General features: G+C 43.0%; 13 protein-coding genes and 1 tRNA gene. 11 read left to right on the top strand and 3 right to left on the bottom strand.

Annotated elements, in window-relative coordinates:
* The 5 genes from JGUZn3_RS09705 (at window position 1) to prfA (ending at window position 6,330) form a co-directional block, all read left to right on the top strand.
* Window positions 1-1,059, top strand: a complete 1,059-nt coding sequence (locus JGUZn3_RS09705) for an NAD(P)H-dependent flavin oxidoreductase (protein WP_203413323.1) — start codon at window positions 1-3, stop codon at window positions 1,057-1,059.
* A gap of 4 nt (window positions 1,060-1,063) precedes the next feature.
* Entirely contained in the window at window positions 1,064-2,476 is a 1,413-nt protein-coding gene (locus tag JGUZn3_RS09700; protein WP_203413322.1) for a helix-turn-helix domain-containing protein, read from the top strand.
* A 115-nt stretch (window positions 2,477-2,591) separates the two neighbouring features.
* Window positions 2,592-3,725 (top strand): flavodoxin-dependent (E)-4-hydroxy-3-methylbut-2-enyl-diphosphate synthase, encoded by a 1,134-nt coding sequence (gene ispG / locus JGUZn3_RS09695; protein ID WP_203413321.1) that lies wholly within the window; start codon window positions 2,592-2,594, stop codon window positions 3,723-3,725.
* Window positions 3,726-4,016: 291 nt separating this feature from the next.
* The gene (hisS, locus tag JGUZn3_RS09690; protein ID WP_203413320.1) at window positions 4,017-5,270 is read left to right on the top strand and encodes a histidine--tRNA ligase; all 1,254 of its coding nucleotides are present in this window, start codon (window positions 4,017-4,019) and stop codon (window positions 5,268-5,270) included.
* 1 nt (window position 5,271) lies between these two features.
* Complete coding sequence (gene prfA / locus JGUZn3_RS09685; RefSeq protein WP_203413319.1) at window positions 5,272-6,330, top strand: peptide chain release factor 1; 1,059 nt, start codon at window positions 5,272-5,274, stop codon at window positions 6,328-6,330.
* A gap of 191 nt (window positions 6,331-6,521) precedes the next feature.
* On the opposite strand, the gene JGUZn3_RS09680 is transcribed toward prfA, so the two are convergent.
* Window positions 6,522-6,935 (bottom strand): hypothetical protein, encoded by a 414-nt coding sequence (locus JGUZn3_RS09680; protein WP_203413318.1) that lies wholly within the window; start codon window positions 6,933-6,935, stop codon window positions 6,522-6,524.
* A gap of 114 nt (window positions 6,936-7,049) precedes the next feature.
* On the opposite strand from JGUZn3_RS09680, the gene prmC reads away from it, so the two are divergent.
* On the top strand, window positions 7,050-7,934 hold the full coding sequence (prmC, locus tag JGUZn3_RS09675) for a peptide chain release factor N(5)-glutamine methyltransferase (RefSeq protein WP_203413317.1): 885 nt from the start codon (window positions 7,050-7,052) through the stop codon (window positions 7,932-7,934).
* 96 nt (window positions 7,935-8,030) lie between these two features.
* On the opposite strand, the gene JGUZn3_RS09670 is transcribed toward prmC, so the two are convergent.
* Window positions 8,031-8,909, bottom strand: a complete 879-nt coding sequence (locus tag JGUZn3_RS09670) for a glycosyltransferase family 2 protein (RefSeq protein WP_203413316.1) — start codon at window positions 8,907-8,909, stop codon at window positions 8,031-8,033.
* A gap of 417 nt (window positions 8,910-9,326) precedes the next feature.
* On the opposite strand from JGUZn3_RS09670, the gene JGUZn3_RS12750 reads away from it, so the two are divergent.
* From JGUZn3_RS12750 to JGUZn3_RS09645, 5 genes are all read left to right on the top strand, one after another.
* Window positions 9,327-9,872 (top strand): DUF4167 domain-containing protein, encoded by a 546-nt coding sequence (locus tag JGUZn3_RS12750; RefSeq protein ID WP_203413315.1) that lies wholly within the window; start codon window positions 9,327-9,329, stop codon window positions 9,870-9,872.
* Between the two features lie 234 nt (window positions 9,873-10,106).
* Window positions 10,107-10,181, top strand: a tRNA-Met gene (locus JGUZn3_RS09660).
* Between the two features lie 982 nt (window positions 10,182-11,163).
* Entirely contained in the window at window positions 11,164-12,981 is a 1,818-nt protein-coding gene (locus tag JGUZn3_RS09655) for a hypothetical protein (RefSeq protein ID WP_203413314.1), read from the top strand.
* A gap of 98 nt (window positions 12,982-13,079) precedes the next feature.
* Window positions 13,080-13,229: a hypothetical protein gene (locus JGUZn3_RS09650; protein ID WP_203413313.1), complete on the top strand. Its 150-nt coding sequence runs from the start codon at window positions 13,080-13,082 to the stop codon at window positions 13,227-13,229.
* A gap of 140 nt (window positions 13,230-13,369) precedes the next feature.
* Window positions 13,370-13,942 carry a DNA-3-methyladenine glycosylase I gene (locus JGUZn3_RS09645; RefSeq protein ID WP_203413312.1) on the top strand — a complete coding sequence of 191 codons (573 nt, stop codon included), beginning with the start codon at window positions 13,370-13,372 and terminating at the stop codon, window positions 13,940-13,942.
* 73 nt (window positions 13,943-14,015) lie between these two features.
* Here JGUZn3_RS09645 and JGUZn3_RS09640 read toward each other — a convergent pair whose 3' ends face one another.
* Complete coding sequence (locus JGUZn3_RS09640) at window positions 14,016-14,231, bottom strand: hypothetical protein (protein ID WP_203413311.1); 216 nt, start codon at window positions 14,229-14,231, stop codon at window positions 14,016-14,018.
* Window positions 14,232-14,356 lie beyond the last annotated feature (125 nt).

The raw sequence follows: 14,356 nt of genomic DNA, 5'->3' as shown, positions 1-14,356 counted from the left end.
ATGGATGAGAAGGAACAGCGCGTGAGGGCCAGGCGCCAGCTTACAGCGTTATGGCGGCGTGGGGTAGAGTTTTTAGGGAGTGAGTATGCCCTGCTCGGTGGTGCAATGTCCTGGGTGAGTGAGCATAATCTGGTCTCAGTGATTTCTAATGCAGGGGGTTTTGGGGTTATTGCCGGGGGCTCCATGCAGCCTGCCATGCTGGAGCAGGAAATAGCAAAAACACAGGCCCTTACAACAAAACCTTTTGGTGTTAACCTGATTACTATGCATCCCCGCTTGGATAGCCTTATTCAAGTTTGCCTGGAATCCGGTGTTAGTCATATTGTTTTGGCAGGGGGAATCCCCTCTGCTGCCGCTGTTAAAGCTGTAAAGGATGGAGGTGCTAAGCTTTTGGCCTTTGCCCCAGCCTTGGTTTTGGCCAAGCGCCTTATTCGTCTGGGGGTTGATGCCCTGATCACAGAAGGTTCAGAGGCTGGTGGTCATGTCGGGCCTGTATCCTTAACTGTACTAGCACAGGAAATTTTGCCAGAAATAAAGGATGTTCCCGTTTTTGTTGCAGGTGGCTTGGGTCGAGGGGAAGCCATTGTCAGTTATTTGGAGCAAGGGGCAGCGGGGGCCCAGTTGGGCACCCTTTTTGCTGCCAGCAAGGAAAGTATTGCCCACGAACATTTCAAACAGCTTTTCTTGCGTTCGTCTGCGCGGGATGCCGTAACAACAGTACAGGTTGACGAGCGTTTTCCTGTAATTCCGGTAAGATGTATTGCTAACGAGAATTTACGCCAATTTGTTACGTTCCAGAAAAAGGTACTTGATCAGTTTCAGAAAGGTGAATTACAAAAAGAAGAAGCCCAACTGGAAATTGAACATTACTGGGCTGGTGCCTTACGGCGTGCAGTTATTGAGGGAGATGTAGAAAATGGTTCTGTCATGGCAGGGCAATCGGTGGGGATGGTTAAAGAAATGCTGCCTGTTGCAGATATTATCAATGCACTGGTTGATCAGGCTGTGAGGGCCTTAGAACGCCAATTTTTACATGTTCTTGAAATTGATAAGGGGTAAGAATTTGATTTTTTCACGCAAGCCATCTTCTCTCCAAGAACCTAGTACCTTGCGTGTAGGCCTTCTTTTAAAGGACAGGAGGGAAGAGCTTGGCTGGAATCTTGAAGATGTGGCTAAGTGGCTGAAAATCAAAGAAAGTTATCTTCATGCCCTAGAGTATGAAGAGATAGATAATCTCCCAGGTTCTGCTTATGTCTTGGGGTTTTTACGTACTTATGCCGAGGCCTTGCAGCTTGATAGTGCGGAGATTGTAGAGCTTTTTCGTAAACAGCATCGTATAGAGATGGAACATCCCGTGCTCCATTTTCCTGTTCCAGAATCAGAGCGCTCTATCCCATCCACAGTGTGGGTGGCCATGGGAGTTTTTGTGGTTTTGGGCGCTTATATAGGCTGGTATGAATTTGGGGGAAGCGGGGGTAATTCCTCTTCGCAGAAAGAAGCGGTTGTTGAGGCAGAAGGGAGAGTGGCAGGGGCGGAAGAACAGCATCTTTCCCCTCAAATTGCTTCCATGATGCCCAATACTCCTGAAGGGGATGACCAGCCCAATAAAATGCCAGATCTTTCTACTCATAAGGTGAGTGAGAGCAAAAATGTTTTATCGTTACTGACAACGCTGGGCGGTGGTAAGACAACAGATAATGATAAAATGAGCCCAATTCCTCCTGCTCAAGGCAATGAGGTCCTTCAGGAAGAGATGGATCATGGAACCAATGAAGAAAAAGCGGAAGAAAATGTGGCTCCAGCAGAAAATCTTCATCCGGTAGTGATTATTACGGCTAAGAAAAAGCTTTGGCTGAACGTTTCTGATGGTGAGAAAAGTCTATTTTCTAAAATGATGGCTGCGGGCGAGAAATGGCAAGTTCCAGAAGAGGCTCAACAGCCCATTATGAATATGGGCCCACATGGTGGAAGGTTAGAAATTTCGGTTTCAGGAATTGGCAGTGGTGTTGTCGAGGGGAGTGGTTCTTCCACCCGCAATATTGCGCTTATACCAGATCAGCTTTTACAAAAGGGGATTGTCAAAAAGACTGAAATACCGCCCATATCTTCCTCTCAGGTCTCTTCTTCTCAGGCACAACCTTCCTCTTCTTCGAACGTTTCTACCCTGGCTACTGAGCATGAGGATTTGCCGCAAGGAGGGGATGCGGCTTCTTCCTCTCAAGGTGCTCCTTCTCCCCAAGACCAAGTGCCCCAGGGACAAGGTGGGGTGGCTGCTAAACCCCAAGGTGTAAAAAATTCTTCGAGGAATACGGGCGGAAAGCAATGGGCTGGTTGGTCAGGGAAAAAGGAGAAATCCTCTCGTGCGGTTCATCGTCGTGTTACAGCAGATGATTTGAATGCCCAACAATTGCAAAATAGTCATGCTGTAGCCACCTCTATTAAAAAAGAGACAGAGTCAGAGGATTCGGACGAATAAGGAAAAATTTAACTGGTTTTCTTCTTTCTCCTTCTGTAATTTTTTTGATAAATCCTGCAAATAGTCTATATTATGAAGCATCCGCCTATCCAAGCCCTATCTGGAGAGAAATTGTATGAGCTATCGTCCTTATCAGCAAATTGAACGGCGTAAAACCCGCCAGATTCATGTTGGCAACGTTGCTGTAGGGGGTGGGGCACCTATTAGTGTACAAACCATGACAAACACCCTTACAACAGATGTTAAGGCCACAGTAGAGCAAATTCGTAAAGCTGAAGTGGCGGGGGTGGATATTGTTAGGGTATCCTGTCCAGACAAGGAGAGTACAGTCGCCTTAAAGGAAATTGTTCATGAAGTGAATGTTCCAATCGTTGCAGATATTCATTTCCATTATAAACGAGCGATTGAAGCCGCCGAGGCGGGGGCTGCGTGTTTGCGTATAAATCCGGGCAATATTGGTAGTGCAGAGCGGATTAAGGAAGTGGTCAAAGCAGCTCGGGATCATGGGTGCTCTATTCGAATTGGGGTGAATGCTGGTTCTTTGGAAAAGCATCTTTTGGAGAAATATGGTGAACCTAATCCAGAATCCCTGGTAGAAAGCGCCTTAGAGCATATCAAGATCCTGCAAGACCATGATTTTCATGAATTTAAGATTAGTGTCAAAGCCTCGGATGTCTTTTTGGCGGTTGCCGCTTATCAGCAGCTTTCAGAGGCCTGCGATTATCCTTTACATATTGGTATTACAGAGGCGGGTAGCAAAAGGGCAGGCACTGTAAAATCTTCCATAGGCTTGGGAAGCCTTTTGTGGGCTGGCATTGGTGATACCATGCGCGTTTCTCTTTCCGCAGAGCCAGAGGAAGAAGTGCGTGTGGGGTGGGATATTTTAAAAACACTTGGTCTTCGTCATCGGGGGATAAAAATTATTTCTTGTCCTTCTTGTGCACGCCAGGGCTTTAATGTGATCCAAACAGTATCAACCCTAGAGGAACGCCTCTCCCATATTGAAACACCGTTGACGCTTTCTATTATTGGGTGTGTGGTAAACGGCCCAGGTGAGGCTTTAATGACGGATATTGGTCTAACGGGGGGTGGTTCTGGCCGGCATATGGTTTATATGGCTGGTAAACAAGACCATGCGATTCCTGCTGAAGATATGATAGAGCATATTGTCTCCCTTGTTGAAGAACGTGTAAAAGCAATAAAAGAGCTCGAACAAAACAAGGCTGAAACCCATAAGGTACCAGTTTAGGATAGTGTATTTACCCATTGTTTTTAAAGAATAAAACACGATCTCTATAGCCGGTTCGTTGCATCATGAGTGTGGATAAGACCTGCTCGGAATAGTATTTTTCAGGTATTTGGTAGGTAGAGCTGAGGGTTAAGGGCGTTGCTGGGGTGTTCTTTATACAGGCCAGGCTGTTCATGAGATTTGTTAAGAGTAAGAGAAGCTGTCAGTAAGGGGCGGTATAAAGGCAGTTATATTAAAGAGAGTCTGCCTTTTCTGAGAGTAAGGATTAAGTAAAAGTAAGGATAAGTAAGGGTGAGTAATATAAAAGCCGTGCGGGGTACGCACGACCTTATAGGCGAAGAACAGCGACGCCACGCCTATATTGTTTACAGAGCAAAACAGGTGGCCACCTCCTATGGGTTTGAGGAATGGAGCACACCTATTTTTGAAGAGACCAAGGTATTTTCCCGTTCTTTGGGTGAAACCTCCGATATTGTTTCCAAGGAAATGTATAGCTTTTTGGACAGGGGAGGAGAGTCCCTGACATTACGTCCAGAGGGAACGGCTGCTATTTGCCGGGCTTTGGTAACAAATGGCTTAACACAAACTTTGCCTCAAAAGGTTTTTTATGCTGGCCCCATGTTTCGTTATGAGCGCCCTCAAAAAGGGCGTTACAGGCAGTTTCATCAAATTGGAGCAGAATTGTTGGGGGCAGCAGAACCTTTAGCCGATGCCGAGATGTTGGCAATGGCTGCCAATATTTTAGAGCAGTTGGGGATAGGTGCTTCTGTGACTTTAAAGCTGAATACTTTGGGAGACCAGCCAAGTCGTATGGCCTGGCGTGAAGCTCTTGTAACTTATTTTCGGGAAGTAAAAGACCAACTTTCCTCAGAAAGCCAGGAAAGGCTTGAGCGGAACCCATTGCGTATTCTTGATAGCAAGGATGAGAAAGATAAAAACTTTGTTCGCCTTGCTCCTTGTATAGAGGCATTTTTAACCAGGGAAGCCCAGATTTTTTGGGATGACCTTCGTAAAATGCTGGATATTTTTGGCATTTCTTATGAGGAAGATCCCAGTATCGTACGGGGTTTGGATTATTATAGCCACACGACCTTTGAATTTGTAACAACAGAGCTGGGGGCCCAGGGTACAGTCTTGGCGGGGGGGCGTTATAATGGCCTGGTTCAGGAAATGGGGGGGCCTGCTGTACCCGCCATCGGTTGGGCCGCCGGCGTTGAACGGCTAGCCATGCTTGTAACCACCATGCCAGAAAAAAACAGATCCGTTTCTGTCATTCCTGTGGGGGAAGAGGCCCTGGCTGCTGGCGTTGCGATTATGCAGCAATTGCGGTTGTTAGGCGTTGAAGTAGAAATGGCCTATAAAGGGAATATGAAAAAACGTATGGAGCGAGCCAATAAAATTCATGCCAGTTATGTGCTTATTATTGGTGAAGAAGAAATGAAAACAGGGGTCATTCAAATTAAAAATATGGAAACGGGCCTACAGGAAACCATTCATCAACACGATATTGGCCGCTATTTTACGTCTTCACAGGTCAGGGCCTGATATGTCCTTTGATGATCGTTTAAACCTTATTCTTGCCCGGTCTGAAGAGCTTGAAGCCCTTTTGGCGAGTGGTGTTTCGGGTGAAGAATTTAGTGCTTATTCTCGCGAATATGCTCAGTTGGAACCTATTGTTCGGGTTGTGCAAGAATTACGTCAGGCACAAGAGGAAGAAAAGCAAGCCCAAGCGCTGCTTACAGATCCAGAAATGAAAGCTCTGGCTGAAGCCGAACTCCAGCGTTTGGCTGAGGCTATTCCTGCTTTACAACAAGACGTTCGCCTTGCGATGCTTCCCAAGGATGAGGCTGATGAGCGCAGTGCTATTTTAGAGGTGCGCCCTGCTGCAGGGGGGGATGAGGCTGGCCTGTTTGCAAGAGAGCTGTTTGATGCCTATCGCCGTTATGCAGAGCAAAATGGCTGGCGTTTTGAAATTTTAGAACTTGGTGAAAATGAACTGGGCGGCCTTAAAGAAGGAATAGCCAGCATCACCGGTCGAAATGTGTTTGCCAGGCTTAAATATGAATCAGGCGTGCATCGGGTACAGCGCGTACCTGCTACTGAAAGTCAGGGGCGTATCCATACGTCTACCGTAACGGTTGCGGTTTTGCCAGAGGCTGAAGAAGTTGATGTGCATGTGGATGAAACTGACTTACGCATCGATGTTTATCGGGCCTCGGGTGCTGGGGGGCAGCATGTGAATAAAACAGAAAGTGCTGTACGGATTACCCATATCCCGTCTGGCATTGTTGTGGCTATGCAGGAAGAGAAAAGCCAACATAAGAATAAAGCCAAAGCCATGAAAATTTTACGGGCCCGTTTGTATGAGCAGCAGAGGGCACAGGCGCATGCCACACGGGCAGCCGATCGTAAATCCCAGGTTGGAACAGGGGATCGTTCAGAGCGGATTCGTACCTATAACTTCCCACAAGGACGGGTTACAGACCATAGAATTGGGTTAACCTTGCACAAGATTGAAAAAATCATGCAAGGAGATATGGATGATTTTGTAGATGCCCTAACCCAAGAAGAGCAAGCTGCTCTTCTGGCGGCTCAAGCTAATTAAAAGAGGTCAATGAAAAGAGACCAATGAAAGAGGAACGAGGCTTACTGATCACCTTCTACGGGTATTAGCTCAAGGGAGTAAGCGGGCAGGGGTAAAAGCTGAGAGGGATCGTCATTATTTGTACCTTATGCTAGCCCTGATTATTCTCCAGATGGAAAACCATGCCAGGCGGTTTCAGGCTACAGGCATGACTAAACTGAAGGAGAGAGACAGATATTGGAATGACCTTCAAGAACTTTATGTCCGTTGGGATCCTCTGGGTTGGCAAGGTAGTAATATTTGAAGTCAGCAGTAACAATGGCGAGGAAGGTTTTACTTTGAGGCGAGTAGAGAATACCTTTGGAATTAATCTCGTGGGTTTCAGGCTGACCTGCAGCGTTTCTTATCGTTATTCTTCCGCATAAATCGTAGGAGACACTTTGGGTAATATCTGGAATGGTAATGGTTTTGCTGATTTCTTTGGTGGTATCGTTTAGCGTAAAATGGGCGACAGGTTTTCCATCAATATAAACGGTGGAACTCTCCGATATTTCCTGGGGGGCTTTTTGGTTTTTAATAATAAACTCAGCGCTATAAGCTGTTGTGCTGATCTCAAAAGTTCCCATGAGGCAAAGGGTAAAACCTACCCACCACTTTAAAAGCAGCTTTGATTTAAGAGGGAAGATTGAGCTATTTAACAATGTCTGCATTTTTTACTTTTATCATGATTTGCCCCTAATATGAATTCATATTTTGATTTCTCTCTTAAAGCCATGCCTTTAGAACAAGCCCTTCACTGGGGAAGGGATTACCTTGCAGGCTTAGGGGTTGAGGAGCCTGAGCGGGAGGCGTTGTTATTGTTGTCTGCAGCCCTCAATGTTGAGCCTATGATGCTAAGGCTTGCCGATAAGAGGCAAGATGTTGCAACAGAAGTTTATTTTCAATATCTGAAGCGTAGAGGGCAAAAAGAGCCCTTCGCCTATATTACAGGCTATAAAGGGTTTTGGAGTCTAAATTTCAAAGTTAATCCTTCAACCCTTATTCCACGCCCCGAAACAGAATTGCTGATAGAGACGGTATTAAAAAAAATTCCTCATCGAGAAGAGCCTTTACGTGTATTGGATATAGGGACTGGCACAGGGTGCATACTGCTTTCAGTTTTGAGCGAATATTGTAGGGCCACTGGGCTAGGAACGGATATTTCAGAAGCGGTTATAGCCCTGGCTACGGAGAATGCCCACATCAATCATCTTCACGCTCGTAGCCGTTTTATGGTAACAGAGGGCGTAAGGGAAATAACAGAGAATTTTGACGTGGTATTTTCAAATCCCCCCTATATCCCCACAAAAGATATTGTTCATCTCATGCCCGATGTGCGCCTTTATGAGCCGATGACGGCCCTAGATGGTGGAGATGAGGGAATGGATATGTATAAAAACCTATTTTTAGGGCTTAAGAATATAGTGAAGCCAGAAGGGATAGGTTTTTTTGAGATAGGGGTTGGGCAAGAGTGTCAAGTGATAACCCTTGCAGAAAAAAGTGGGTGGCAGATTATGGATGTTGTGGATGATTTGTCTGGTATTCCTCGTGTTATCAGTTTTCAGCATCAAAGGAAGGGGGACTAAAGGGGCATAAAAGGCCAGGTGTGAAGAGGCCTTCTTGCCAAGAAATGTTTTCTCTAAAAGAGATTCCAATATCCAATATTTGTTGTGTTTGGATGTTTAAAGATGTGTGTAAAACATGGGCGGTATTTTCATCAAGGGTGTTTTCTCCTTAGATTGGAATTGAGAGTAGAATTCGGTTTCATCTAAAATTCCTTCTTTCCTATTTTGCTGAAGAGAAAAGATAAATCTTCGTAAGGAATCATCATCAATGCGGTGAGAAGACCCATGACCCATTTCATGAGCTTTGGCACTCCATGTTAAAGAGCGCGTGAGTGCGAGGCGTTGAAGGGCATATTCAACATCAGCCAATTTCATATGAAAAAGCCATAGGGTACTATCGAAAAAGCTGTTTTCTTTACATTCATGAAAGCCGGCACTCCATTGCACAGGCCTAGACGCAATGAGAGGCTTACAAGAGTAATGACTAAGATGCCCGTAAGGGCGTTGGGTCAGGAGAGAACTTGAAAAATCAAGGGGAGCCTGTTCAAAGGATTCCTGCACAACATCAATTCCCGCACAGCGGATAATGGGAGCCTCTAAATGGCGGGTTATATAGTCTGCTAAAGAGGAATAAAGGTCTGGTCGGGGAATAATAAATTCGTCACAGTCTGTATAAAGAACCACATCGTAATAATTTAATAAACCTGCATGGAATTTCTCTATAAACGCTCTTCTCTCGATTTCATCAATCTCTGTTCGGGGAAGGCAGATGAGATTGGTTTTTATGAAGTTTGTAGAGCCATCGCTGCTAGAGTGATTAATAACAAATAAGTTGCTTTCTCCTAGTTGCCTGCCATAGTACTTGTACCATAGTGGTAAAAAAACATTTTCATTATACACCATTACGATGGCTGCTATTTTTAATGGGCGAACAGGATAGGGGGGAACGGCACAAAGCTTGGCGATAGGGTAGGTATTGAAGGGTGAGTATTGCATTTTTTGTAGAACTAAGTATATAAAAGAGCCGGTGGTCTCTCAAACGTTTGGATGAAATGTCTGGCTATATGAAGTAAAAAATATAGACAGAACAAGAAAATAATTATATTGAAAAAATAGGGTTTTTATTACAATAATACCCACTTCTTAAAGTGTGGCTTTTTGTTTATGCCTTATCACTTTATATCCCTTAAAAGGCTGGTTATTACAGTGTGTTAAGGGGGTTTTCCAGAAAGTCCAACCTTTCCTTTGATCTAGAGAAGAGAAAGGCGTGGCTTTTTAGTAAGAATGAAAACCTGAAAAATATTTTTCGGTCATGTTTCTATTCGGTCTTATAGAGGTATTTCTGTAAATATCGTTTTTTGTAATAAATATTGGTTAAATGAGTTACAGGCAGAAGGGAATAAGCTTTCATTTATGAATACAAAACGTATGCGAAGCCGTTATCATCGTTCTGGCAATAATAGCAGCAACCAGCGGCATCATAACAACCATGTTCCCTTTAATCGTAACCATGTGTTTGATAGTAATGGGCCCGATGTGCGCTTGCGGGGAACAGCCCAGCAATTGTTTGAGAAGTATCTTCAACATGGTAGGGATGCCACCAGCTCAGGGGATCGGGTCTTAGCAGAGAGTTATTTTCAGCATGCTGAACATTATTTTCGCGTGTTGAATGCCATTGTACAAGCAGGCCAGCAGAATAACACTACCCGGCAAGCTAATAACCGACAGGCTACTTCCTTTGTGCCTTCAGGAGAGGGGGAAGACGAACAGCCATCCATTGCTATGGAAGCTCCGACCCCAACTCCCCCTGAGGAGAGTGGTAGGATGCAGCCACCCCAGAGTGAGGAAGTTGTTGCTGAAAAAGTGGAAAAACCTGCTCGGACAGAGAAGAGACGGGGGCGCCCGCCTGCGGCTTCCAAAGTTGTAGAACCCCCCTTATTTACGGAAGGCGAAGAGTAGCCTTCTTTCGTGGGTGGAATCGTGAGAGATTTCGATGGTTGAAGGAATAAGGCATTCTTTAAAATTTTGCAGTTTTTAGAGAGAGGTGAAAGGCTGTAGAGGCGGGTTTTATACGGGATTGGGCAGGGGGGATGATAACCTTACCATGAAAATAAGCTGAAGATGTTTTCTTCCCTTCATTTTACAGGATTGACTTTTTTTGTAAAAAATTCTATCTCCGTTTCATAACAAAATGGCGGCGTAGCTCAGTGGTAGAGCAGGGGAATCATAATCCCTTGGTCGGCGGTTCAAATCCGTCCGCCGCTACCAACTTAACCAGTTGGTTTGTATAGGGAATTTTAAGATTTATTGTTATTGTGGAATTATAATTTAGCACTGTTATTCCCCTGTTTTAGCACTCAAGAAATTCTCAATTTTATTTATAGTGCGTTCTGCTCTTCTTTTTGGGCAATTTTAAGATCTTGGTTTTTCCTATTGCTATTTCAGCGTGTGTTTTGGCCACATTCCTTTAACATATCTCAAGGTGGTATGAGTGGTGATATGGCAGGTGCTAGGGCCATAGTTTTTTGTTCTGTTCAGCTGCCTATTTTATCAATATTTCCCACATTTTATGAACTATAAGGCCAATAAAGCTGTATTTTTTATTCTCATGTCAGGATATATCTCAGATAATGAATTGCCTGGGGTCTTCATTGGGATATGTAAGAAAAGTTTATATTTGTTTCAGTAAAAAGAAGATTTGCAAGTTAAAATAAGATGAAATTCCTATTCAAGGTTCTGTTTTTCTTAATATTTAAAGAATATATTAAGAAAAAACGTTTAAATATTTTATCGGTATTATCGTAATAAGTAATCAATAATTTTTATTTTGTTTTTTGTCCATTAATACTATATAGTAAAAGGTGTCATCAAAATAAATTATATGAAAATCATAACTCAAAAATAAAATTTCAAACAAGCAAGATGACTTTCCTATAAAAAGAAAATGTAATCCTTTCTAACAATATTACTCTTTTACGGCTTATGTGTCTTCAAAAGAAGAGAGATTCTCTTTATTATTTCCATTTTGCCTTCTGATCTCGCATGAATGGGGTCATTTCTTTTGATAGAAATAAATAACCTTGAGAACGAAATAGATAATATGAATGCTAAGCTATGTTTATTTATCTATTTTTAGACGGCTCGTCTTAAAATTATTTTCCCGAATAAAAAGGTTTTTTGGTGATTGTCCTAGGCAATTTGCATGAGGGATCCCCTTACATGCAACGAAATACGGCAAGGGAAAACAATCATGACACGAAGATTATTGATGATGCTCTTAACTTATGGTGGAGCAATCAGCCTCGGGTTGGTACAGAGCCCTGTGTCAATTCCTGTAACGAGCTTAGCCAAAGCTGCAGAATTACAGAGCTCTTCTACGAGTGTGGCAACAAATATTCTAAGCTCTGAAAAAGATACGACTTTTAACAAAGTTACGGTTTTAAATAAAAGCGGAGAAAAACTTATTGATCTGGTCAACGGGGAAACTGATGAGATAGCTGGTGAAGAATCAAGTTTCTTCGGTGGGTATAAGGATAATAATGGGAATAAACTTTCCCACGGTTTGTATATTTCTGCGCAACCCTATGGCCCAGTGGGGGCGGGATGTGCATTATGTCTTATTGCTTCTCAGGATTCTATTCAGGAAGGGGGCGGTAGGCCTGCCATTTCTGGGGTTGATTATAGGGAAGGAGCAAGAGGAGTTCACCGTTCTGGAAATTATGATCAGGTTGGATTGTATGAATATATCGATAATACCAAAGCCCGTATGGTACTGGATGTAGAAAGTTATAGTTCTGATGGGCTGACGTTAAAGACATCGATGACAGAGGACCAAATGAATCGTCTTCATCGAAACATGTATATTCAAACAAACTCCATGGACACAACCCTAGCAGAAACGGGACTCGCCAAAGGTGAAATTCCCACAATGCGAAATTACTTTAGCTATGTCCGCGGATGGGATTCAAAACATATTTATGTCACAGGCTGGGCGGTCCCAGGGATTGGTTCAGATCAGGTCGGGCAGGTTCCATCAGCTATTTATGATATTTACCGCTCTGATTATAAAAAACCTGTGGTTTTTGTGGGGGCACCAGATAAGAGCTTTGGACGAAATCTTTTTATGATGTATGATGGAAACAGAGCAACTGCCCAGGCGACCTCTCCCATTCATAATTTTGAAGCCGAAGAGATTGATATGTTCATTACCAATGAAACAAGACCGCATAGCGTATCGTTTCATGGAGTAACCATTTCTCCTGTTTTTGGGGGACCGCGGCCTGATCCTAGCGTTTTAACAACTGATAGTTATGATATGTTACTGGCAGGTGATCTTCCTAACCATCTTCTTGTTAATGAAGCCTCAGGAAATAATGTTATAAAATCTAATTCGTTTTATGTGCATGGAAACGAAGGCGTAGGGCGCTCTGGGACAGGATATAAACAAAAGCGGATTGGCTTTGAGTATGATGCTTATGCAGATAATGGCTCAAATAACTTGCGCTTTGTTCATTATCTTTCCAAGGAAAATACGGAGATTGGGTGGTATTCAACGGCAATGCATTTAGCGCTGGTTGTTGATGGCACTCAAGGTGATATCGATAGCGGAACTAATGAAGGAGAAATTGTATGGAATCGCCAAAGTAATAATGGGGGGCTTGAGCTCTGTGGGGGATCAGGTGCTTGTGGTATCCGACAGAATTTTGACGGAAGTGTTCTTTTGGGGAATACATTTCTGCTTGCTAATTCTGCTCTTAGCGTTCCTATGGGGGCCAGCATTACTTTTTCTTATTCTAACCCATCTGATCAGATTGCGATGCAGAGTAATGGGGAGAATAGCTTACAGATTCGTTCACAGAAAGGTAGTACAGTAAAGTTAGAGGGGTTAAAGCAAATTTCTATAGAATCTGTAACCTATGATGGATTAGGAACGAAGCCTAGTGCTGGGACCCAGCGCTATTGTAGCAATTGCTTTAGCCGTCTGGCAGGTATTAGCTTTAGAGGGATTCCTGTATGGTGGAATGGTAGCTCGTGGACAGATAGTTTTGGCTATGCTGTCATGCATTAACATGGATCTATATCCATCATTATGAAAATAAAAAACACTTCATTCTCAGCTTCGTTTAATAAGGGTAGAATTTTTATAAATAGGAATAGGAGCAGAGCATGAATAACCAGGAGCCCGCTGATCGCCAGACCTCTTTAAGTGTTTTTCAACGAATCCTGCTGTTGGTCGGTTTTGTAATAACATCTCTTGTTGTTTTGGGTATGGGGCTTATAAAGGCCATTGTAAATTTTGTGAAAGGGAAACCTTAGTCATTTCTTCTTTTTAAGGCAATTTTGCCAGAAAACGCCTTTATACTAGAAAACACCTTTGTAAAAAATTGCGGCAAGTTAGCAGGAAGAAAAGAATTTCCTCTTTCTTCCTGCGATCATAAATATAGTTTGGAAAGAATATGAATCGGTGCCAGTGGGTGGGAGATGATGCTCTAATGCAGCATTATCATGACACAGAATGGGGAATTCCCATTTTTGATGATAGGGCATTATGGGAAAACTTGATTTTGGAAGGATTTCAGGCGGGTCTATCTTGGAAGATCGTGTTACATAAAAGAGAAAATTTTAGAAACGCTTTTTATGATTTTTTTCCTGAAAAGATCTTGGCTATGAAGCAAGCCGAAAAAGCAGCCTTATTGACCAATCCTGGTATTATTCGTTCAAAATTAAAGATTGAATCCGTATTTCAAAATGCCCAAGCTTTTATCGATTTACAAGAAAAGGGGAGTGGGCTTTCAGATTTAGCCTGGCATTATACAAACCATAAACCGCATTTTTGCTTTGGAAAACCCGATCCCTCCATGCAAAAAGTGGCTGAAAAACTCTCAAAAGATTTAAAAAAACTGAATTTCAAATTTGTGGGCCCAACCATTGTTTATGCGTGGATGCAGGCTATTGGGCTTATTAACGATCATGAGGCAAACTGTTCTGCTTTATCGTTAAAGGAGATGAGTAAAATAGAAACGTCCTAAGATAAGGTTAAAAGCAGACCACATCAAGGTTAATCGTGGTCTGCTTTGAGCCACACCTATTTTTTCATTAGGCTTAGTAAGGCCTTGTATCTGGGTAGATAGGGTAAGGATACTTGCCCAGATTATTTCCATTATTGGTGTGATGGATATTGCCAGATAGGAAAGTCAACCCACCAATGGCAGAACTGATCAGCCCCCCTACAAACAAGGTTTTGGCAGCAAGCAAACTCCCGAGCAGGAAGAATCCACCACCAACTTCTTCAGTTTCTGTTACTGTTAATTCTCTCATTTTTACCTCGTTGTAACCAAAATTAATATTTATGTTTTGTAATCATAAAGCGTTACGTCGATGACGTGAGTCTATAATATATTTTTGTATATTGTTTTTCAATCGTAATTGTTATGAAAATATAA

This window comes from Entomobacter blattae, assembly GCF_014672835.1.
GTDB lineage: Bacteria > Pseudomonadota > Alphaproteobacteria > Acetobacterales > Acetobacteraceae > Entomobacter > Entomobacter blattae.
This window is presented reverse-complemented; position numbering and strand designations above follow the sequence as displayed.

Coding starts and splice junctions, on each gene's coding strand:
- JGUZn3_RS09670 (WP_203413316.1), bottom strand. CDS start 8,909: ATGCAATACTCACCCTTCAATACCTACCCTATCGCCAAGCTTTGTGCC.
- JGUZn3_RS09705 (WP_203413323.1), top strand. CDS start 1: ATGGATGAGAAGGAACAGCGCGTGAGGGCCAGGCGCCAGCTTACAGCG.
- ispG (WP_203413321.1), top strand. CDS start 2,592: ATGAGCTATCGTCCTTATCAGCAAATTGAACGGCGTAAAACCCGCCAG.
- JGUZn3_RS09655 (WP_203413314.1), top strand. CDS start 11,164: ATGACACGAAGATTATTGATGATGCTCTTAACTTATGGTGGAGCAATC.
- prfA (WP_203413319.1), top strand. CDS start 5,272: ATGTCCTTTGATGATCGTTTAAACCTTATTCTTGCCCGGTCTGAAGAG.
- prmC (WP_203413317.1), top strand. CDS start 7,050: ATGAATTCATATTTTGATTTCTCTCTTAAAGCCATGCCTTTAGAACAA.
- JGUZn3_RS12750 (WP_203413315.1), top strand. CDS start 9,327: ATGAATACAAAACGTATGCGAAGCCGTTATCATCGTTCTGGCAATAAT.
- JGUZn3_RS09645 (WP_203413312.1), top strand. CDS start 13,370: ATGAATCGGTGCCAGTGGGTGGGAGATGATGCTCTAATGCAGCATTAT.
- JGUZn3_RS09650 (WP_203413313.1), top strand. CDS start 13,080: ATGAATAACCAGGAGCCCGCTGATCGCCAGACCTCTTTAAGTGTTTTT.
- JGUZn3_RS09640 (WP_203413311.1), bottom strand. CDS start 14,231: ATGAGAGAATTAACAGTAACAGAAACTGAAGAAGTTGGTGGTGGATTC.
- JGUZn3_RS09680 (WP_203413318.1), bottom strand. CDS start 6,935: ATGGGAACTTTTGAGATCAGCACAACAGCTTATAGCGCTGAGTTTATT.